A 17,129-nucleotide genomic window follows, 5' to 3' on the forward strand; every position below is an offset into this window, starting at 1 on the left:
CGCCGCAGCCACACCAACCGCACCGGTGACCACCACCCCCACCCCCACCTGGGATGTGATCGTGATCGGCTCGGGCATCGGTGGCCTGGTCACCGCCTCCCAGCTCGCCGCCAAGGGGGCGAAGGTGCTGGTGCTGGAGCGCTACTTGATCCCCGGGGGATCGGGGGGAAGTTTCAAGCGCGAGGGCTACACCTTTGATGTGGGCGCCTCGATGATCTTTGGCTTCGGCGAGAAGGGTCACACCAACCTGCTCACCCGGGCGTTGGCCGATGTGGGCCAGCACTGCGACACGGCGCCCGATCCCGCCCAGCTCGAATACCACCTTCCCGGCGGACTCAATGTGGCCGTCGACCGCGATTACGAGTGCTTCATCGCCGATCTCACCGCCCTGTTTCCCCACGAGGCCTCGGGCATCCGCGCCTTCTACGACACCTGCTGGCAGGTGTTCAACTGCCTCGATGCGATGCCGCTGCTGTCGCTCGAGGATCCGGCCTACCTGACCAAGGTGTTCTTCCGGGCGCCGCTGGCCTGCCTGGGCCTGGCCCGCTGGCTGCCGGTAAATGTGGGCGATGTGGCCCGCTCCCACATCAAGGATCCGGCCCTGCTCAAGTTCATCGACATGGAGTGTTTCTGCTGGAGCGTGATGCCGGCGAATCTCACGCCGATGATCAACGCGGGGATGGTGTTCTCCGATCGCCATGCCGGCGGCATCAACTACCCCAAGGGCGGCGTTGGGGTGATCGCCGAGAAGCTGGTGGCGGGGCTGGAGAGCCACGGTGGCGCGATTCGCTACGGCGCGCGCGTCACCGAGGTGCTGATCGAGAACGGCGCGGCCGTGGGCGTGAAGCTGGCCAGCGGTGAGGCCTTGCGCGCCCAGCGGGTGGTGAGCAACGCCACCCGCTGGGACACCTTTGCAGGAGAGGGCGGCAGCGAGGGCTCCGTGGCGCGGCCGCTGGTGGATGAAGCCCACACCCCCAAGAGCGAAACCACCTGGCGGCGCCGCTACAAACCCTCACCCTCGTTTCTGTCGCTGCACCTGGGCATCGACGCGGCCGTTGTGCCCGAAGGGTTCCACTGTCACCACCTGCTGCTGGAAAACTGGGCCGAGATGGAGGCCGAGCAGGGGGTGGTGTTCGTGTCGATGCCCACCCTGCTCGATCCCTCCCTGGCCCCAGCAGGCCGCCACATCCTGCACAGCTTCACCCCCAGCTCCATGGAGCACTGGCAGGGGCTCTCCCCCTCTGCTTACCGCGCCAAGAAGGAGGCTGACGCGGCGCGGCTCATCACCCGCCTCGAGGCGATCCTGCCGGGCCTGAAGGGCGCCATCCGCCACCAGGAGGTGGGCACCCCCCGCTCCCACCGCCGCTTCCTCGGCCGTATGGGCGGCAGCTACGGCCCGATTCCGGCGCTGCGGCTGCCAGGCCTGCTGCCGATGCCCTTCAACCGCACCGGCCTTCAGCACCTGTATTGCGTGGGTGATTCCTGCTTCCCGGGTCAGGGGCTGAATGCGGTGGCCTTCAGCGGCTTCGCCTGCGCCCACCGCATCGGCGCCGATCTGGGCCTCAACCCCTGGGCATTGCCGGCCTGAGGTCAGGTGTCGCTACCGGCCTGAGCGATGACGGATCACCGCCCCACGCTCCCCCGAGTCGCTGCATAACCTTGTTGAGCGGTCGTTTCCCTGCTTGATGCCTAACTCCCCCACCCCCAGCTCGGCAGACCTTGCCCGCTACCTGGAGCAGCGGGGTGAGCTCGGCAAACCCTGGATGCTGCAGCTGCTGCGGCTCACCAAGCTGAAGGAGGCCAAAGACATGATGGATCCCGACGCCTACCTGGCCAGCCTGCAGGAAGCCCATGCCGACCTGATGCGCCTCGGCGAATTCTGGAAGGGCCGCGAGCAGGAGGTGTTCAGCGGTCGCTATCAGCCCTCGGCGTTGATCGAACCCCTGCCCGGCTCCCCCGAAGACCGATGAGCAGCGGCGGCGAACCCGGCGCCAGCGACCGCTACCCGATGGCGCCGCTGATCCGCTTCACGCTGATCGCGCTCTACTTCGCCCTGGTGGCGCCCCTCCCCTGGCTGGCACCACCAGAGCTGAAACTGGCCCTCTGGCTGGCCCTACCCCTCGGGCTCGCCCTCGTGCTGGCCGCCACCAGTGAAGCGGTGGAACTGAACGCCGAGGGAATTCGCGTTGGCCACCCCGACTGGTGCCGCTGGCTGCTGCGGCGCGGCTGGAGCCTGCCCTGGGGCTCGATCCGCGGACTCACACCCGTGGCCACCAGCCAAGGGGGCCGGGTGTTTTATGTGCGGAGCGAAAATGGATCGGCCTTCCTGCTGCCGCAGCGGGTTGCCGCCTTCGACGAGTTTCTGGGCCGCTTCAACCGGGAAACGGGCCTTGACACCAGCGCCATCGGCCGGATCAGCCCGCCCTGGACCTACCAGCTCCTGGCCGGGCTCAGCGGGGCCATGGTGCTGGGAGAGCTGGCCTGGGGCCTGGCGCAGCGCTGATCAGGGACGCTGAGCAGCTGAGACGTTGGGCGGCCGATCAGACCACGCTGTTGAGCGGCTGGCGGGCCGGCTCTTCTTCGGCAGCAGGCTCGGGCAGGGTTTCAAGACTGAAGCGATATCCCTGCTGGCGCATCGTTTCGATGCCGCCGCCCTCACCCAAGCCAGCCTGCTCAAGCTTGCGGCGCAGGGTCAGCACCTGGGTGTCGACCGAACGGGGCCCACCGCTGAACGGCGGCCACGCCATCCGCAACAGCTCCTGACGGCTGCGCACCACCCCTGGCGGCATCAACAGGGCGCAGAGCAGGGCAAATTCCCGAGGGCTCAGCTCCACTGGCTGGTCACGCAGGGTCACCTGGCGCAACAACACACGCACCTCCAGCGGCCCGACGCAGACCCGCTCCTGCAACCCCGTGCCGCTGCGGCGCAGCAGGGTGCGGCAGCGGGCCGCCAGCTCCTCGAGGCCAAAGGGCTTGCGCAGCACGTCGTCGGCGCCGGCATCGAGCAGGGTCACCACCGGCTCGGAGCCAGTGCGGGCGGTGAGCACCATCACCGGGCAGCGCAGCTGGGCCGCCAAGCGCAGGGCCGAGCTCTCATCCAACAGTTCGGCGCTGATCAGCAGATCGGGTGATTGGTCCTGGCAGACCTCCAGGGCTTCGCGGGCGGTGGCCACGGCCGCCGCCAGGAGGCCGTCCTGCCGCAAGCGTTGTGCCAGCACCGTGCGCAAAGTGGCGTGCGGATCAACCACCAGCACCCGATGGGGCTGCGTTCCAGACTGGGGCGCCTTGGGGCTGGCTGGCTGGCTCGTTGACAGGCTGGATGGCGGTGGCGAAGGGGTTGAGCTGATGGGGTGACAGTTGTTAATGGCCCTAAGGCTAACCGTGCCGGCCAAGAGAGCCACGTATCAGGCGATGCGGTTGTTCTTCCGATCACACCCCCTGGCCTCAAGGGCCAGAATGGTTAGAGGGTTGATGACCCCATGACCGCGCTCCAGCACCCCGAAGCCATCCGCCACTTCCAATCGCTGTGCGATGCCTGCCAGGAACTGGCCCATCGTTTCCACAGTCCAGCGGAACTGCGTCTCTACGCCGATGGCTATCTGCACGCCCTGCGGCGCACCGCCGTACTGGATTCCCTCACCCAGCGTCGGCTTGAGGAGCTGATCGACCGCTGGATCCAGGATCCCTCCAGCTTCGTTGGACCGGATGGCGATCCCCGCAGCCTCTACGAATCGGGCCGCTACTGATCAACAGCAGCGAGCTGAGCTCCGGCACTGCTCAACTGGCCAGGGCGATCTCGAGCTTTTCGCGCAACTCGCCCGAGTTGTACATCTCGATCAGGATGTCGGAGCCGCCGATGAATTCCCCTCTGACATACACCTGGGGAATCGTGGGCCACTCGGAAAACTCCTTGATGCCCTGACGGATGTCCCCGTCGGAGAGCACGTCGAAGGTTTCAAACGGCACACCCGCCGCGTGCAGGATCTGCACGACGTTGTTGGAGAAGCCGCACTGGGGCATCAGCTTGTTGCCCTTCATAAACACGAAAACAGGACTGCTGGCCAGCAGCTCCTCGATGCGTTGGCGGGTGGTGGCGTCCATGGACTCAGGCGGGAGTGGAGGTTTGCAGGGCCAGGGCGTGGATCGCTTCGCTGGCCAATTCCTGGCGCAGGGCGCCGTAGACGAGTTGGTGCTGCTTCACCCGGGTGAGGCCGTTGAACGCCGAGGACACAACCGTCACTTGGAGGTGATCACCACCACCGGTCAGGTCCTCCACGTCCACGCAGGCGTCGGGTAGGGCCTGGGAGATAGCAGCTTTCACCTGGTCGGGATGCACCATCGAGCCGGTGTTGCAGCGAATAACCGCGAATCTAAAGGCCTCAGTTGCCAGCTGTCGCCGCGGCCCCGGCGGTGTAAGGGGTGGTGGCAAAGCCGATTTCCACCAGGCTCTGGTAGGCCTTGCGGCCCTCCGGATTGGCCGGGGTCATCACCTTCACCACTTCCACCAGCAGCGGCACAGCCACTTCGGGCTGGTTCTGGCGACGGAACACAGCTGCCAGGCGCAGGTTGGCCTGGGCCATGGTTTCCAGAGCCTCGCGGCCCTTCTGATCCATCTCTCGGGGTATGCGCGCGTCCAGGCCCCGGAACGAGCCACTCAGGTCGCGGTAGAAACCCAGCAGACGGCGGCAGGCGTCGCGGGCCTGGTCGTAGAGCTTGCGGGCCTCGGCCAGGTTGCCGCTGGCGGCGGCGGCATCACCCCGGGCCAGCAGGGTGCGCACCGCATCCAGATTGAACGGACTGCCCGATGACTCCAGGGCCTTCTGGGGCTCCTGCTGGGCCTGCCCCCCCACCGGCGCCAGGGGGGCGGCCAGGGCCATCAAAGCCAGAACGGAACCGCAGATCAGGCGGGACGGCCTACGCACAACCAGTCAACACAGACCTAAAAACTCTACGGCGCGAGACCAACGCGACCCCGCGCCTGGGTTTCGGCCTGCTGCAGCGCAGCGGTGAGGTGATCGGTGAAGGCGATCGCCGCCTCCCGTCCCTGACCCTTCAAGGTGAGCGGTGGGCCGAAGCAGAGCACCGCCCGGTCGCGCCAACGGGGCAGGCTGTGGCTGTAGGCGATGCCCACAGGCACCACCGGCACCACCACCCCCTGCCCTGCCGCCAGTAGGGCCAGGCGGGCCAGGCCCTGGTGCAGGCGCAAGGGCGAGGATTCCCGTTGGATGCGTCCCTCGGGAAACACCACCAGCTGCTGCCCGCCGGCAAGCAGGTCGACGGCGTAGCGCAGGCTGGCCATGGAGGGGCGGGTCTGGTTCACCGGAAAGCAGCCCAGCCGATGCAGAAACCAGCCCTGCAGGCCGCGCATCTCATCCACGGTGACCATGAAGCGGCAATCCCGGCCGGTGACGCGGCGGCCGGCGGCATGGGGCAGCAAGAAGGCGTCCCAGCGGGCCCGATGGGTGGGAGCCAGCAGCACGGGCCCGGAGGTCGGCAGGTGCTCCCGGCCCAGCACCTGAATGCCGCGAAAAAACAGGCCCAGGGCGATGTCCTGGCTGACCACCATGGCCAGCGGCGACAGCCAGGGGCTGATGCCGTTGCAGAGCCCCCGTTCCCGCACCTGGTGGAGAGAAACCGAAGGGGCCGACTGCGCCGCCAACAACCGCGTTAAGGAGAGGAACTTTGACGCTAGGGGCAGCCGTTGCCACCCCGGCCTGGCTGCGGGCAGTTAGGCCGGCGTCCAGGAACCACCGGTCCAGGGCCCTCCATAGGATTTCGACGCAGTCTTCCCGCTTACCCGATCCCTCAGCTATGGCCAGCCTCGGCGTCAACATCGACCACATCGCCAATGTGCGCCAGGCCCGCCGCACGGTGGAGCCCGATCCGGTGAGCTTTGCCCTGCTGGCCGAGCTGGGCGGCGCCGATGGCATCACCGTGCACCTGCGCGAAGACCGCCGCCACATCCAGGACCGCGACGTGGAGCTGCTGCGGGCCACCGTGCGCAGCCGCCTCAACCTGGAGATGGCCGCCACACCGGAGATGGAGGCGATCGCCCTGCGGATCCAGCCCGACATGGTGACCCTGGTGCCGGAGAAGCGCCAGGAGGTGACCACGGAGGGCGGCCTGGATGTGGCCGGCCAGCAGGCCGCCCTCACCGACCTGGTGGGCCGGCTGCAGGGAGCCGGCATCGGCGTGAGCCTGTTTGTGGATGCCGACACCTCCCAGCTCGAAGCCTGCCGCGCCACCGGCGCCCGCTGGGTGGAACTGCACACCGGCGCCTACGCCGAAGCCGGTTGGGACTCCCAGCCGCGCGAGCTGGCCCGGCTGAGCGAGGGCAGCTTCATCGCCCGCAGCCTGGGTCTGCGCGTTAACGCCGGCCACGGCCTCACGTATCAGAACGTGGAGCCAGTGGCAGCGATCGAGGGGATGGAGGAGCTGAACATCGGCCACACGATCGTGGCCCGGGCCCTGGCGGTGGGATTGGAGGCGGCGGTGCGGCAGATGAAGGCGTTGATTCAGAATCCGCGCCGCGACCCCCTGTTCGGCAGCCGCCAGCCATGACCACCCACCACTTCATTGCCGCTAGCGAAGCGTTCCTCACCGTCGAGGAGCCGCTCGAGGAGGTGCTGCGGGAGCGGGTGCGCCATTACGGCGAGCAGGGCAAGGCCATTGATTTCTGGCTGGTGAAACGGCCGGCTTTCCTGGAGGCCCCCGAACTGGAACCGATCGCCAGCGCCATCCCACGGCCGGCAGCAGCGGTGGTGTCCACTGATGAGAAATTCATCACCTTCCTCAAGCTGCGGCTTGAATTTGTGGCCACCGGTCGCTTTGAAGCCCCTAGTGCCTCAATCCCCGACGCCCTGGCCGGCGCGGCCTAAAAGAGCCCCAGGAAGCGTTTACGCGGCGCGTCATCGGTGGCTCCTCGACCGCCGTCCTGCTGGTAGCGGGGTTTGTCGTCGCCAATGGTGAGCAGGGCTTCCTTGTTCTTCCACCACACCCAGTCGCGGATTGGTGGGGTGTTGGCCAGTTGCTGGCGGGTGAGTCCCAGGCCGAGCTTGGCGGAGGCATCAAGCAACACATCGAGCATCTCCTCGCCGTTGCCGCACCGCGCCAGGGCCTCATTGGTGCGCTTGGCCCCGTTGAGAGCCTTGACCAGGGCATTCACCCGCTGCCCCACCGATAAGGACGCTGGGTTCATCGGCTGGACACCTCGCTGGAGCGACCGTACCAGCGTTGATCGGTAGGTGGCCGGTGGGTGGCCGGTTCAGGGGGGCTGACAAGAAGCGGGTGGGGAGGCAAGACTGGGCATAACGCGATGGACTGATGACGTCCCCCTCACGGACCTGCCACCACTGGGTGATCGGGGACGTCCATGGCTGTGCTGACTCCCTGGAACGGTTGGTGGCCAAGCTGCCGGCCCGCGACCGGCTGGTGCTGTGCGGCGATGTGATCAACCGCGGCCCCCAGATCCGCAGCACCATGGAGCTGGCCTGGGGTCTGGTGGACTCCGGCCGGGCCGTGTGGCTCAAGGGCAACCATGAGGCCGATCTGGTGGAAGCCCTACGTCAGGGCAACTGGATGGCCCACCGGGCCCTGGCCGGCTGCGACACCTATCGCCAGCTCGGCGATCGCCACACCCGTCTCTGGCAGGAACGCCTGGAGCAGCTCCCCTGCAGCTACGGCGGCCCTGGCTGGGTGGCCACCCACGCCGGCTTCGATCCCGCCACCTGGGAGCCGGATCTAAGCATCCGCATGCCCTTCTGGCAGTCTTATGACGGCCGCTTCGGCGAGGTGGTGATCGGCCACACCCCCGGCCCCCAGGTGCGGCGCCTCGGGCAGATCGTGATGGTCGACACCGGCGCCTGCTACGGCGGCGAACTCTCCGCCTACTGCCCCGAAACCGGCGCCATCCATGCCGTGCCAGGCCTGCGCGACCGCAGGCTCACGCCCTTCAGCAAGCAGCTGGCGGGCTGTCTGCCCTGATGCCCCCCCGCTGAGCCCAATCCTTGCTCACCGTTTTCCGGGGCAACCGGGCTGAACACCTGGCCGAACTGCTGGCTGCCCAGCTGCGGCTGAACCCGCCAGACCCCTTCGCGTCGGTGCAGGTGGTGGTCAACACCTGGCCCACCAGCCGCTGGCTGGGCGAACAACTGGCCGTGCACCTGGGGGGGATCGCCGCCAACATCCGCTACCCGTTTCCGGGCAGCCAGCTGCGCCAGATCGTCAATGCCGTGCTGGGCGATGCCCCCGGCGACGAGGATCCCTGGCGCGCCAACCAACTGGTGTGGCCCGTGTTGGAGCTGCTGCCCGAGTTGCTCGAGCAGCCCGAGGCCGAGGCCCTGCGCCACTGGTGGAGCCGCCGCCAGGGCAGCAGCCAGCACCTGAACCTGGCCCAGTGGCAGCTGGGCCGCAGCATCGCCGATGCCCTCGACGACGCGGCCCTCTATCGGCCCGACCTGCTGGCGGCCTGGTGGCACGGGGAGGAGCGCCCTCCCCTGCCCCCCGAGCAGGCCTGGCAACGGCGACTGGTGACGTTGTTGCGCGAGCGACTGGAGGTGAAGCCCTTTGGCCTGCGGGTGCGCGACGCCATCACCCAACTGCAGCAGGGACCACCACCAGCGGGAAGCCTGCCCGACCCCTTGCGCCTGTTTGGGCTCAGCAGCCTGGCGCCGATCCAGGTGGAGCTGCTCCAGGCCCTGGGCCTGCACACCCAGGTGGACCTGTATCTGCTCACCCCGTGCCGCGATCTATGGCAGCGCTGCACCAGCCGCCGTCAGCTGCTCAGCGACGCCATCGCCCTGCGCCAGCCCCTCGATGGCGACTGGCTGCTGCAGGCCTCGGGACTGGAAGCCCGCTTTGGCCGACTGGGCGGCGAATTCCAGCAGTTGCTCGAGGGCAGCGGCGAGAGCCACCAGGGGCAGTGGGCGGAAAAGGACCTATTTTTCGCGCCCGCCGCGGCCCATGGCGGCCCGGAGCCGGCGCCCCTGCTGCATCAGCTGCAGCAACAATTGGCGGATCCGGCTGAACAACCCCGGCTGCAGCGGGCCACAGGAGATCGCTCCCTGGAGTTCCATCGCTGCCCCGGCCCCCTGCGCCAGGTGCAGATCGTGCGCGACCGGATCCTGCAGCTGATGGCGGCCGACGCCACGCTCCAACCCAGGGATGTGCTGGTGATGACCCCCCAGGTGGATGGCCTGGCGCCGCTGGTGGCGGCTGTATTTGGCGACAGCGAGGCCACCGGGGTGGAGCTGCCGTGGCGACTCACCGACCGCAGCCAGCAGAGCGAGGCGAGCCTCAGCCGCAGCCTGCTGGAGCTGCTGGCGCTGGCGGGGGAGCGGTTCACCGCCTCGGCGCTGGAAACCCTGCTGGAGAGTCCGGCGTTGCAGGAGCACTTCCAGCTCAGCGGCGCCGAGATGGCGGCCCTGCATCCGCTGCTGCAGCGCTGCGGCTTCCGCTGGGGCCTCGATGCCGAAGAGCGCGGCGGGCTGGCCAGCGGCAGCCTGGCCTGGGCCATCGACCGGTTGCTGCTGGGGCTGGTGCTGCCCGAGGAGTCCGGCCTGGCCCCAGCCGACACCGCCCCCCTGGCCTGCGGCGAAGGGCTGGAGCTGTTGGGCCGCTGGCTGCACCTGCTCACCCGGCTGCGCCACTGGCTCATGGAGCTGCGGCGGCCGCGGCGCTGCGAGGCCTGGGCCAGCTGCCTGCGGGCCCTGCTCACCGACCTGTTTGGTGAGGGCGGCGATCAGGCCTGGGAGCTGCCCCTGGTGCTGGCCGCCATCGACGCCTGGCAGCAGGCCGCCGCCGGCTGCGCGCTGGAGCTCGCCGCACCGGTGGTGGCGGCCGTGCTCGATGAACGGCTGGAGGCCGATTCGGGCCGCTTCGGTCACCGCAGCGGCGCCCTCACCATCAGCGCCCTGGAGCCGATGCGGGCCATTCCCCACCGGGTGGTGGTGTTGATGGGGCTGGATGCGGGCGCCTACCCGCGCCAACGCCAGCGGCCCGGCTTCCACCTGCTGGAGCAGCAGCGGCAGCTGGGCGACCCCAACCCGGCCGACCAGGACCGCTACGTGCTGCTGGAGGCCCTGCTCTCGGCCCGCGACCACCTGCTGGTGACCTGGAGCAGCCGCGACCCGCGCAAGGGGGAGGAGCTGCCGCCGGCCACACCGGTGCGTCAGTGGCTCGAATGGCTGCAGGGGCAACTGCCCTGCCAGGGCCAGGGGCTGGTGGTGGAGCACCCCGCCAACCCGCTCGACCGGGCCAATTTCCAGCCCATCGGCGAGCGGCCGCCCGGCAGCTGCGACCGGCGCCTGCTGGAGGCCCGGCAACTGCTCGATCAACAGCTCGATCAACCGGGGGGCGGCACGCTGCAGGCACCCTGCCCCCTCGCCGCGAGCGTTGCCCCTGGCGACACACCCGACGAGGAGGCTGACGCCTACAGCGACCTGCGCGACTGGCTGCAAGCCCCCCAGGCCAGCTGGCTGGCGAGCCTGGGGCTGCGGCCGCGGGAATGGGCCGACAGCCTCGACGATCTCGAGCCCCTCAGCCTCGACGAACGCCATCGGGCGGCGCTGCTGCGCCAGGCCCTCGACCAACCGGCAGGCGCACCCCTGGAGGAGCCGGGCAGCTGGTTGGAGCGCCACCGGGGTCAGGGCCTGCTGCCGCCCCTGGCGGCCGGGGAGCTGGAAGCCCGCGGCCTCAGCCAGCGCTGGCGCAGCCTGCAGGAGAGCCTCGCGACCCTGGGGCCTGAGCGCCGCCTGCTGGCCACCTGGCAGACCTGGCAGCAGGAGTTGCTGTGGCGGGGCTCCTCGCTGCTGCTGCTGCACACGGCCCGGGCCCGCTACCGCCAGCGGCTGGAGCTGTGGCTGGCCCTGCTGCTGGCCTCAGCCGCCGACCAGGCCCCGGCTGACGGGGTTCTGGTGGCCCGCAGTGACCAGGAGTTCAGCGTGGCCCTGCGCCTGAAGGCCCCGGATCGCGACACCGCCCGAGCGGAGCTGGAGCGCCTGGCGGACCTGCGCGAGCACTGGCGCCAGCGCTGCTGGCCGGTGCCCCCGGAAACGGGCTGGATGCTGCTGGAGAAGGGGGAAGGGCGGGCAATCGACACCTGGGAGGGCAATGCGCTGGTGCCCGGCGAACGCCAGGAGCCCGAGCAGACGCTCTGCTTCGGCGCCGACCTCAGCGGCAGCGCCCTACTGGCCAGCGGCCTGGTGGCCGAGCAGGCGGCGGTGTTGCTGGGCCCGCTGCGGGAGCGGCTGGCATGACGCACACCCCCAAGCGCGAGCAGCCTTTTGAGGCCAATGGCTTTCCCCTGGAGCCCGGCATCCGGCTGCTGGAAGCCAGCGCCGGCACCGGCAAAACCTTTGCCCTGGCCCAGCTGGTGCTGCGCTACGTGGGCGAGGCGGAGCTGGGCCTGCGCCAGCTCCTGGTGGTGACCTTCACCGAAGCCGCCGCCGCCGAGTTGCGCGATCGCATCGGCCAGCGGCTGCAGCTGGCCCTCTCTGGCCTGGAGGATCCGGCCTGGGAAGCACCCGATCCCACCCTGGCCACCTGGCTGGAGCGGCAGCGGCCCCGGGCCGACAGCCTGCGGGCCCGGCTGCTGCTGGCCCTCGAGGAGCTCGATGCCGCCGATATCACCACCATCCACGGCTTCTGCCGCCGCACCCTGCAGCGCCAGGCCCTGGAGGCCGGGCTTCCCCCCGAGCTGCAACTCGAAGACGACCAGAACACCCTGGTGCGGCAGGTGGCCCACGACTACTGGCAGCGGCAGGTGCTGCCCCTGGACAGCCACCTGCTGGCGGGGCTGCAGCAGCGGGTCCAGGGCCCCGAGCTGCTGGAGCAGCTGCTGCGCCAGCTCGATGGCGATCCGGCCCTGCAACTCGACCCCCTGCCGCCCCCGCTGCAGGCCGATGCCCCCCTGGCCCCCCAGCTCACGGCCCTCTGGGCGGAGGCCTGGGGTGGGTTTCAACAGCTCTGGTCCGAACGCGGTCGGACCCTGGAGGCGGCGTTCTGCGCGGCGGCCGCCCAGTGGCGCGGGCAGGGCGTCAAAACCACCACCCCCTACAGCCCCAAACCCACCAAGGACCGCTGCGCCCTGGTGGAGGCCTGGATTGCCGCCCAGCCCCCCAGCGGCGACTACGGCGCCACGGCGGGCCGCAGCGGCGGAGCCGGGGGGTTGCTGCGCGACTACTTCCATCCAGGCAGCTTCCTCAAGCTGGCCCGGGGCCTGGACAGCAGCAGCGAGGGCCCGGAGCCATCCCTGCCGGAGCGCCCCCTGCTGGAGGCGATCGCCCAGCTGCTGGATGGGCCGGCGGAGGCCCTGCTGCTGCACGCCTGCCACTGGGGCCGGGGCGAACTCAACCGTCGCCGCCGCCAGAGCGGACGCCTCGGCTTCGCCCAGCTGCTGGAGGGTCTCGACCCGGGGGACCTGGCCAGCACACCGCTGCTTCAGGCGGTGGGAGACCGCTATGCGGTGGCCCTGATCGATGAATTTCAGGACACCGACCCGATCCAGTGGCGGATCCTGTCGCGGGCGTTTCAGCCCGAACGGCACCGGCTGGTGATGGTGGGCGATCCCAAGCAGGCGATCTACCGCTTCCGAGGCGGCGAGCTGGCCACCTACCTGCGCGCCCGGGCCACGGCAAGCCAGGCCGGCGGAATCAGCAGCCTCACCGACAACTACCGCTCCAGCGAAGCCCTGATCAGCGGGCTGAATGCCCTGATGCACCCGGGCCTGCGCCGCAGCGGCCTGGCGGTGCCGCAGGTGCATCCCCGGATGGGGGACGCCGGCCTGGTGCTGCCCGCGAGCCAGCACCCCCTGCAGTTGCTCTGGCTGGGCGGGAAGCGTCAGGCCGGCCAGAAACCGCCGAGCCGCAGCGCCCTAGAGCGGCAACTCCCCGGCCAGATCGCCAGCTTCACAGCCGCGCTGCTCAACCGGGGGCTGGTCGAGCAGCGTCCCAACGGCAGCCGCCCCCTGAACCCGAACGACATCTGCCTGCTGGTCAGCACCCACCGCCAGGCCGAAACCCTGCGCGGCGAGCTGGAGGCCTGCGGCATCGCCAGCCGCCTGGTGAGCCAGGGGGATGTGCTGGACAGCGCCGGGGCCACGGCGCTGCAGCAGCTGCTGGATGCCCTGGCCGAGCCGGGCCGGGCCAACCGGCTACGGCTGCTGGCCGCCTCCCCCCTGCTGGGTTGGAGCGCCGCGCAGATCGCCGGCGCCAGCCCGGAGGACTGGAGCACCCTGGCGGCGCGCCTGGCCCAGCTGGCCCAGCAGCTGCCGCGCCGCGGACTGCTCGGGGTGCTGGCCAGCCTGCTGGAGCAGCGGGGCTTGGCCCGGCTCTCCCTGGGGGGGCGGTTGCTGGCCGATCTGCAGCAGTGCGCCGCGTTGGTGGCGGAGCGCCTCCACGCCGACAAGCTGGGGCCGGCGGCAGCGGCCGACTGGCTACGGCGCCGGCGGCTCGAGCCCGACCGGGACGTACCCGAAGCCCACCAGCCCCACAGCGACGTGGTCGATGCGGCGGTGTCGGTGGTGACGGTGCACCGCAGCAAGGGCCTGGAATACCCGGTGGTGATCTGCCCCTACCTCTGGCAAGCCCCGGGAGACGGCCGCGGGCCCCAGCGGATCGGCGTGCGCTGGCAGCCCGGCGGCAGCGATCCCGTGCTCGATCTGCATCTGAACGGCCACTGGCGGGCTGGGTTTGCCGCCCGGCAGCATCAGTTGCAGGCTGAGCTGCAGGAGCGGGAACGCCTCGCCTACGTGGCCGCCACCCGAGCGCGGCTGCTGCTGGTGCTGGCCTGGGGGCCGGCCCAAGGGCAGCAGGGCAACCCCCTCCACCCCTGGCTGTTTGACCAAGACGAGCCCCCCGCCGCCGATCACGACCCCTACGCAGGCCGCAGCGATGCCGACTGGCGCGAGCGGTTGCAGCAGGCTCTAGGCCGCCGACGCCTGCCCCTCACCCTGCTGGATCCCCCCACCCCCGGCGAACGCATCCGGCTGCTGGCCTGCCACGACAGCAGCAACGCGCCCTTGGCGCGGGGGCCCGTGCCCCGCGCCCCCTTCGACACCACCTGGGGCCGCAGCAGCTACACCAGCTGGACCCAGGGCAGCCACAGCGCTGCTCCCGCGGCGCTGGAGGAGGGCCGCGAAACCGATGCCCTGGTGGCCGAACTCGACGCCTCAGCCGAGCCCGGCGGCGAGGCGCCGCAGCCCTGGCCAGACGACGGGCCATTGGCGGCGTTTCCCCGGGGGGCCCAAGCGGGCGATTGCCTGCACCGCATCCTCGAGCAGCTCGACTACCGCCAACCCGTGGCGGCCCAGGCGGAGCTCTGTGCCCGGGAACTGCAGCGGGCCGGCATCGCCGAGCAGCACGGCGCGGCGGCGGTGCTGGGGTTGGAGCAACTGCGGCAGACCCCCCTGGGGGGCGCCCTGGGGAGCTTTCAGCTGGCCGAGCTGGAGCACGGCGATCGCCTCAACGAGATGAATTTCGATCTGCCGCTGAGCCTGGTGCGGGCCCGGGCCCTGGCGCGTCCATTTGCCGACCACCCCGAAGGTTGGTTTGGGACGGCCTACGCCGAGCAGCTGGCCCAGCTGGACGTGGCCAGCCAGGGCTTCCTCACCGGCTCGATCGACCTGGTGTTCCGCCACGGTGAGCGCTGGTGGGTGGCCGACTGGAAGAGCAACTGGCTGGGCGAGCGCGACGCCCAGGGCCAACCGCTGCACTGCGGTCCGCGGCACTACACCTCGCCAGCAATGGCCGCGCTGATGGCCGCCAACCACTACCCGCTGCAGGCCCACCTGTATCTGGTGGCCCTGCACCGCTACCTGCGCTGGCGCCTGCCCGGCTACCGCCCCGACCAGCACCTGGGCGGCTACGTCTATGTGTTCCTGCGGGGGGTGCCCGGCCCACGGCCGCCAACCGCAACGGGCGGCGACGTGCCCGGCATGTTTGTGGAGCAACCGCCGCTGGCGCGGTTGCTGCAGCTCGACCGGGCCCTCGGGGGCACGCCATGAGCACCAGCCCCGTTGCCGATCAACCCGCGTGGCTGCAGGCCCTGGCCGCAGCCCTGAGCGAAGCCTTGCCGCGGCTGCACGCCACCAGCCCCGATCCCCTCGTGGGCGAGCTGATCGAGGCCCTGGCTGCAGCCCTGGCGGAGGGCCAGCTGGAGATCGCCGTGCCCAGCCCGGAGCATCGCCAGGCCCTGGAGGCCTCACCGCTCAGCGCCGAGCCCAATGGCCCCCTGGCCCTGGAGGGCGATCGGCTGCTGTGGCGGCGCTGGCAGCGCCAGCGCGAGGGCGTGCTTCAGGCCCTGATCAACCGGGCCCAACAGCCGCTCGATTCAGCCACACCAGCGCCCGCCGTCGAGATTGAGGACAGCAGCGGGCTCGATGCCGACCAACAACGGGCCGTAGCGGCGGTGCTGCGGCATGGGCTGGTGCTGCTCGAGGGCGGCCCCGGCACCGGCAAAACCAGCACCGTGGCCCGCATGCTGGCGGCGGTGCAGGCCCAGCAACCCGGCAGCCGCATCCACCTGGCCGCTCCCACCGGCAAGGCCGCCGCCCGGCTGCGGGCCGCCCTGGCCAATGCCGAGCTGCAGCTGCCTTGCAGCACCCTGCACCGGCTGCTGGAGAGCCGCGGCGAGCGGTTTGGCCGCAATCGCCACCACCCCCTGGCCCTCGACCTGCTGGTGGTGGATGAGGTGTCGATGGTCGACCTGCCCTTGATGGAGGCCCTGCTCGACGCCCTGCCGGCCAGCTGCCGGCTGGTGCTGGTGGGCGACGCCGCCCAGCTGCCGCCGGTGGGCCCCGGCAGCGTGCTGCTCGACCTGCAGGCCCCCGAGCGCCGCCGGGCCCTGGGGCCTGCGGCCATCACCCTGCGCACCACCTACCGCAACAACGGCACCATCGCCGCCGTGGCCGCCGCCCTGCGCGACGGCGACCAGCCCCTCGAACCCCTGCTGACAGGCCTGCTCGAGCCCCTGGATCCAGACGCCAACCTGGCCTGGATCCAGGCGGGGCCGCGGATGCTGCCAGCCACGCTGCTGGAGCGGCTGCGGCGGCACCAGCAACAGCTCGAGCAGCTCTGTCGCCAGAACGACCCCAACGATCCCGCCACGGCGGCCAGCCTGTTGGCCGCCCTCGACGCCTGCCTGGTGCTCACCCCGCTGCGCCGCGGCCGCTGGGGGGTGGAGGCGATCCACCAGGCCCTGCTGGGGGAGGCCACCGGGCGCTTGCCCCAGCACTGGCCGCTGGGCACACCGGTGCTGTGTCGCCACAACCTGACGGAACTGGGCCTCGCCAACGGCGACGTGGGCCTGGTGGTGGAGGGCCCAGGGGTCACCCGTGGGGAGCGCCGGCTGCTGTTCAACACGCCCGGCAGCCCCCAGCCGCTCTGGATTCACCCCGCCCAGTTGCCCGATGCAGAACCGGCCCTGGCCCTCACCGTGCACAAAGCCCAGGGCAGCGAGGCCGATGAGGTGTGGGTGCTGATGCCCGACACCGGCCGTTCCCAACGGCGCCTGCTCTACACCGCCATCACCCGGGCCCGGCGGCAGGCCCAGCTGATCACCCCCTTGCGGGCCCCGTCCGACAGCGCCAGCCTGATGGCGTGATCCACCCCAACCCCCACAACCCGGAAGGCCGGGTGGAGCGCCCCTGGGGCTGGTTCGAAACCTTGGCCAGCGGTGAGCAGTATCGGGTGAAACGGCTGCTGATCCACAGCGGCCAGAGGCTGAGCCTGCAGCGCCACCAGCACCGTTGCGAGCACTGGGTGGTGGTGGCGGGCACGGGCGAGCTGCAGGTGGTCGACGCTGTGATCGCGGCGGTGCCAGGAATCAGCGTGTTCATCCCCCAGGGGGCGCTTCACCGGGCCCAGGGCGGCAGCGAAGATCTGGAGATCGTCGAGGTGCAACGCGGCGCCTGGCTTAGCGAAACCGACATCGAACGACTGGCCGACGATTTTGGGCGGCTGTGAATGGCGAGCCATTGCGAGTGATAAAGTTTTGGTTCAGCCTTTTTCAAGGGCAGGGCAGTTTTGTTAGGTGCGGGCCAGAGCAACTGATTACCGGGTTCGGCAGTGCAGCGTTTTGTTGCTCCGCCACTGCCCATCGTTTCAGTCTTTCTTGCCTCCATTGGGTTTCTG

The 17,129-nt window shown here is 70.2% G+C and carries 17 protein-coding genes; 11 read left to right on the forward strand and 6 right to left on the reverse strand.

Features of this window, described 5'->3' with window-relative positions:
- The first annotated feature begins 25 nt into the window (after window positions 1-25).
- The 3 genes from crtH to CJZ78_RS02770 all read left to right on the forward strand — a co-directional run bounded on the left by crtH (window position 26) and on the right by CJZ78_RS02770 (window position 2,503).
- Window positions 26-1,588 (forward strand): carotenoid isomerase, encoded by a 1,563-nt coding sequence (gene crtH, locus CJZ78_RS02760; protein ID WP_094559362.1) that lies wholly within the window; start codon window positions 26-28, stop codon window positions 1,586-1,588.
- Window positions 1,589-1,685: 97 nt separating this feature from the next.
- On the forward strand, window positions 1,686-1,970 hold the full coding sequence (locus CJZ78_RS02765) for a hypothetical protein (RefSeq protein ID WP_094559363.1): 285 nt from the start codon (window positions 1,686-1,688) through the stop codon (window positions 1,968-1,970).
- The gene (locus CJZ78_RS02770; protein WP_094559364.1) at window positions 1,967-2,503 is read left to right on the forward strand and encodes a hypothetical protein; all 537 of its coding nucleotides are present in this window, start codon (window positions 1,967-1,969) and stop codon (window positions 2,501-2,503) included. Before CJZ78_RS02765 ends, CJZ78_RS02770 begins: the two co-directional genes overlap by 4 nt.
- Window positions 2,504-2,540: 37 nt before the next feature.
- On the opposite strand, the gene CJZ78_RS02775 is transcribed toward CJZ78_RS02770, so the two are convergent.
- Window positions 2,541-3,314, reverse strand: coding sequence for a response regulator transcription factor (locus CJZ78_RS02775; RefSeq protein ID WP_233128444.1), 774 nt, complete (start codon window positions 3,312-3,314; stop codon window positions 2,541-2,543).
- 165 nt (window positions 3,315-3,479) lie between these two features.
- Here CJZ78_RS02775 and CJZ78_RS02780 point away from each other — a divergent pair, with 165 nt between their 5' ends.
- The gene (locus CJZ78_RS02780; RefSeq protein WP_094559365.1) at window positions 3,480-3,746 is read left to right on the forward strand and encodes a DUF6761 family protein; all 267 of its coding nucleotides are present in this window, start codon (window positions 3,480-3,482) and stop codon (window positions 3,744-3,746) included.
- 31 nt (window positions 3,747-3,777) lie between these two features.
- Here the strand turns inward: CJZ78_RS02780 and grxD are convergent, their stop codons facing one another.
- From grxD to CJZ78_RS02800, 4 genes are all read right to left on the reverse strand, one after another.
- Window positions 3,778-4,101: a Grx4 family monothiol glutaredoxin gene (gene grxD / locus CJZ78_RS02785; RefSeq protein WP_094559366.1), complete on the reverse strand. Its 324-nt coding sequence runs from the start codon at window positions 4,099-4,101 to the stop codon at window positions 3,778-3,780.
- 4 nt (window positions 4,102-4,105) lie between these two features.
- Entirely contained in the window at window positions 4,106-4,339 is a 234-nt protein-coding gene (locus CJZ78_RS02790) for a BolA family protein (protein WP_094559367.1), read from the reverse strand.
- A 40-nt stretch (window positions 4,340-4,379) separates the two neighbouring features.
- Complete coding sequence (locus CJZ78_RS02795) at window positions 4,380-4,877, reverse strand: tetratricopeptide repeat protein (protein WP_233128428.1); 498 nt, start codon at window positions 4,875-4,877, stop codon at window positions 4,380-4,382.
- A 71-nt stretch (window positions 4,878-4,948) separates the two neighbouring features.
- Window positions 4,949-5,659 carry a 1-acyl-sn-glycerol-3-phosphate acyltransferase gene (locus CJZ78_RS02800; protein ID WP_233128429.1) on the reverse strand — a complete coding sequence of 237 codons (711 nt, stop codon included), beginning with the start codon at window positions 5,657-5,659 and terminating at the stop codon, window positions 4,949-4,951.
- A 152-nt stretch (window positions 5,660-5,811) separates the two neighbouring features.
- Here CJZ78_RS02800 and CJZ78_RS02805 point away from each other — a divergent pair, with 152 nt between their 5' ends.
- Window positions 5,812-6,561, forward strand: a complete 750-nt coding sequence (locus CJZ78_RS02805) for a pyridoxine 5'-phosphate synthase (protein WP_094559369.1) — start codon at window positions 5,812-5,814, stop codon at window positions 6,559-6,561.
- Complete coding sequence (locus CJZ78_RS02810; RefSeq protein WP_094559370.1) at window positions 6,558-6,878, forward strand: MgPME-cyclase complex family protein; 321 nt, start codon at window positions 6,558-6,560, stop codon at window positions 6,876-6,878. Before CJZ78_RS02805 ends, CJZ78_RS02810 begins: the two co-directional genes overlap by 4 nt.
- On the opposite strand, the gene CJZ78_RS02815 is transcribed toward CJZ78_RS02810, so the two are convergent.
- Window positions 6,875-7,198: a hypothetical protein gene (locus tag CJZ78_RS02815; RefSeq protein WP_094559371.1), complete on the reverse strand. Its 324-nt coding sequence runs from the start codon at window positions 7,196-7,198 to the stop codon at window positions 6,875-6,877. The genes CJZ78_RS02810 and CJZ78_RS02815 overlap by 4 nt on opposite strands.
- A 125-nt stretch (window positions 7,199-7,323) precedes the next feature.
- Here CJZ78_RS02815 and CJZ78_RS02820 point away from each other — a divergent pair, with 125 nt between their 5' ends.
- The 5 genes from CJZ78_RS02820 to CJZ78_RS02840 are packed head-to-tail and all read left to right on the forward strand — an operon-like array spanning window position 7,324 to window position 16,961.
- Complete coding sequence (locus CJZ78_RS02820; RefSeq protein WP_094559372.1) at window positions 7,324-7,983, forward strand: metallophosphoesterase; 660 nt, start codon at window positions 7,324-7,326, stop codon at window positions 7,981-7,983.
- 23 nt (window positions 7,984-8,006) lie between these two features.
- On the forward strand, window positions 8,007-11,255 hold the full coding sequence (locus tag CJZ78_RS02825; protein WP_094559373.1) for an exodeoxyribonuclease V subunit gamma: 3,249 nt from the start codon (window positions 8,007-8,009) through the stop codon (window positions 11,253-11,255).
- On the forward strand, window positions 11,252-15,001 hold the full coding sequence (locus tag CJZ78_RS02830) for a UvrD-helicase domain-containing protein (protein WP_094559374.1): 3,750 nt from the start codon (window positions 11,252-11,254) through the stop codon (window positions 14,999-15,001). Before CJZ78_RS02825 ends, CJZ78_RS02830 begins: the two co-directional genes overlap by 4 nt.
- On the forward strand, window positions 14,998-16,599 hold the full coding sequence (locus CJZ78_RS02835; protein ID WP_233128430.1) for an ATP-dependent RecD-like DNA helicase: 1,602 nt from the start codon (window positions 14,998-15,000) through the stop codon (window positions 16,597-16,599). The genes CJZ78_RS02830 and CJZ78_RS02835 overlap by 4 nt, the downstream gene beginning before the upstream one ends.
- Window positions 16,596-16,961, forward strand: a complete 366-nt coding sequence (locus CJZ78_RS02840) for a phosphomannose isomerase type II C-terminal cupin domain (protein WP_094559375.1) — start codon at window positions 16,596-16,598, stop codon at window positions 16,959-16,961. Before CJZ78_RS02835 ends, CJZ78_RS02840 begins: the two co-directional genes overlap by 4 nt.
- Window positions 16,962-17,129 lie beyond the last annotated feature (168 nt).

The sequence above is a fragment of the Synechococcus sp. 8F6 genome (assembly GCF_002252665.1).
Taxonomy (GTDB): domain Bacteria; phylum Cyanobacteriota; class Cyanobacteriia; order PCC-6307; family Cyanobiaceae; genus Cyanobium_A.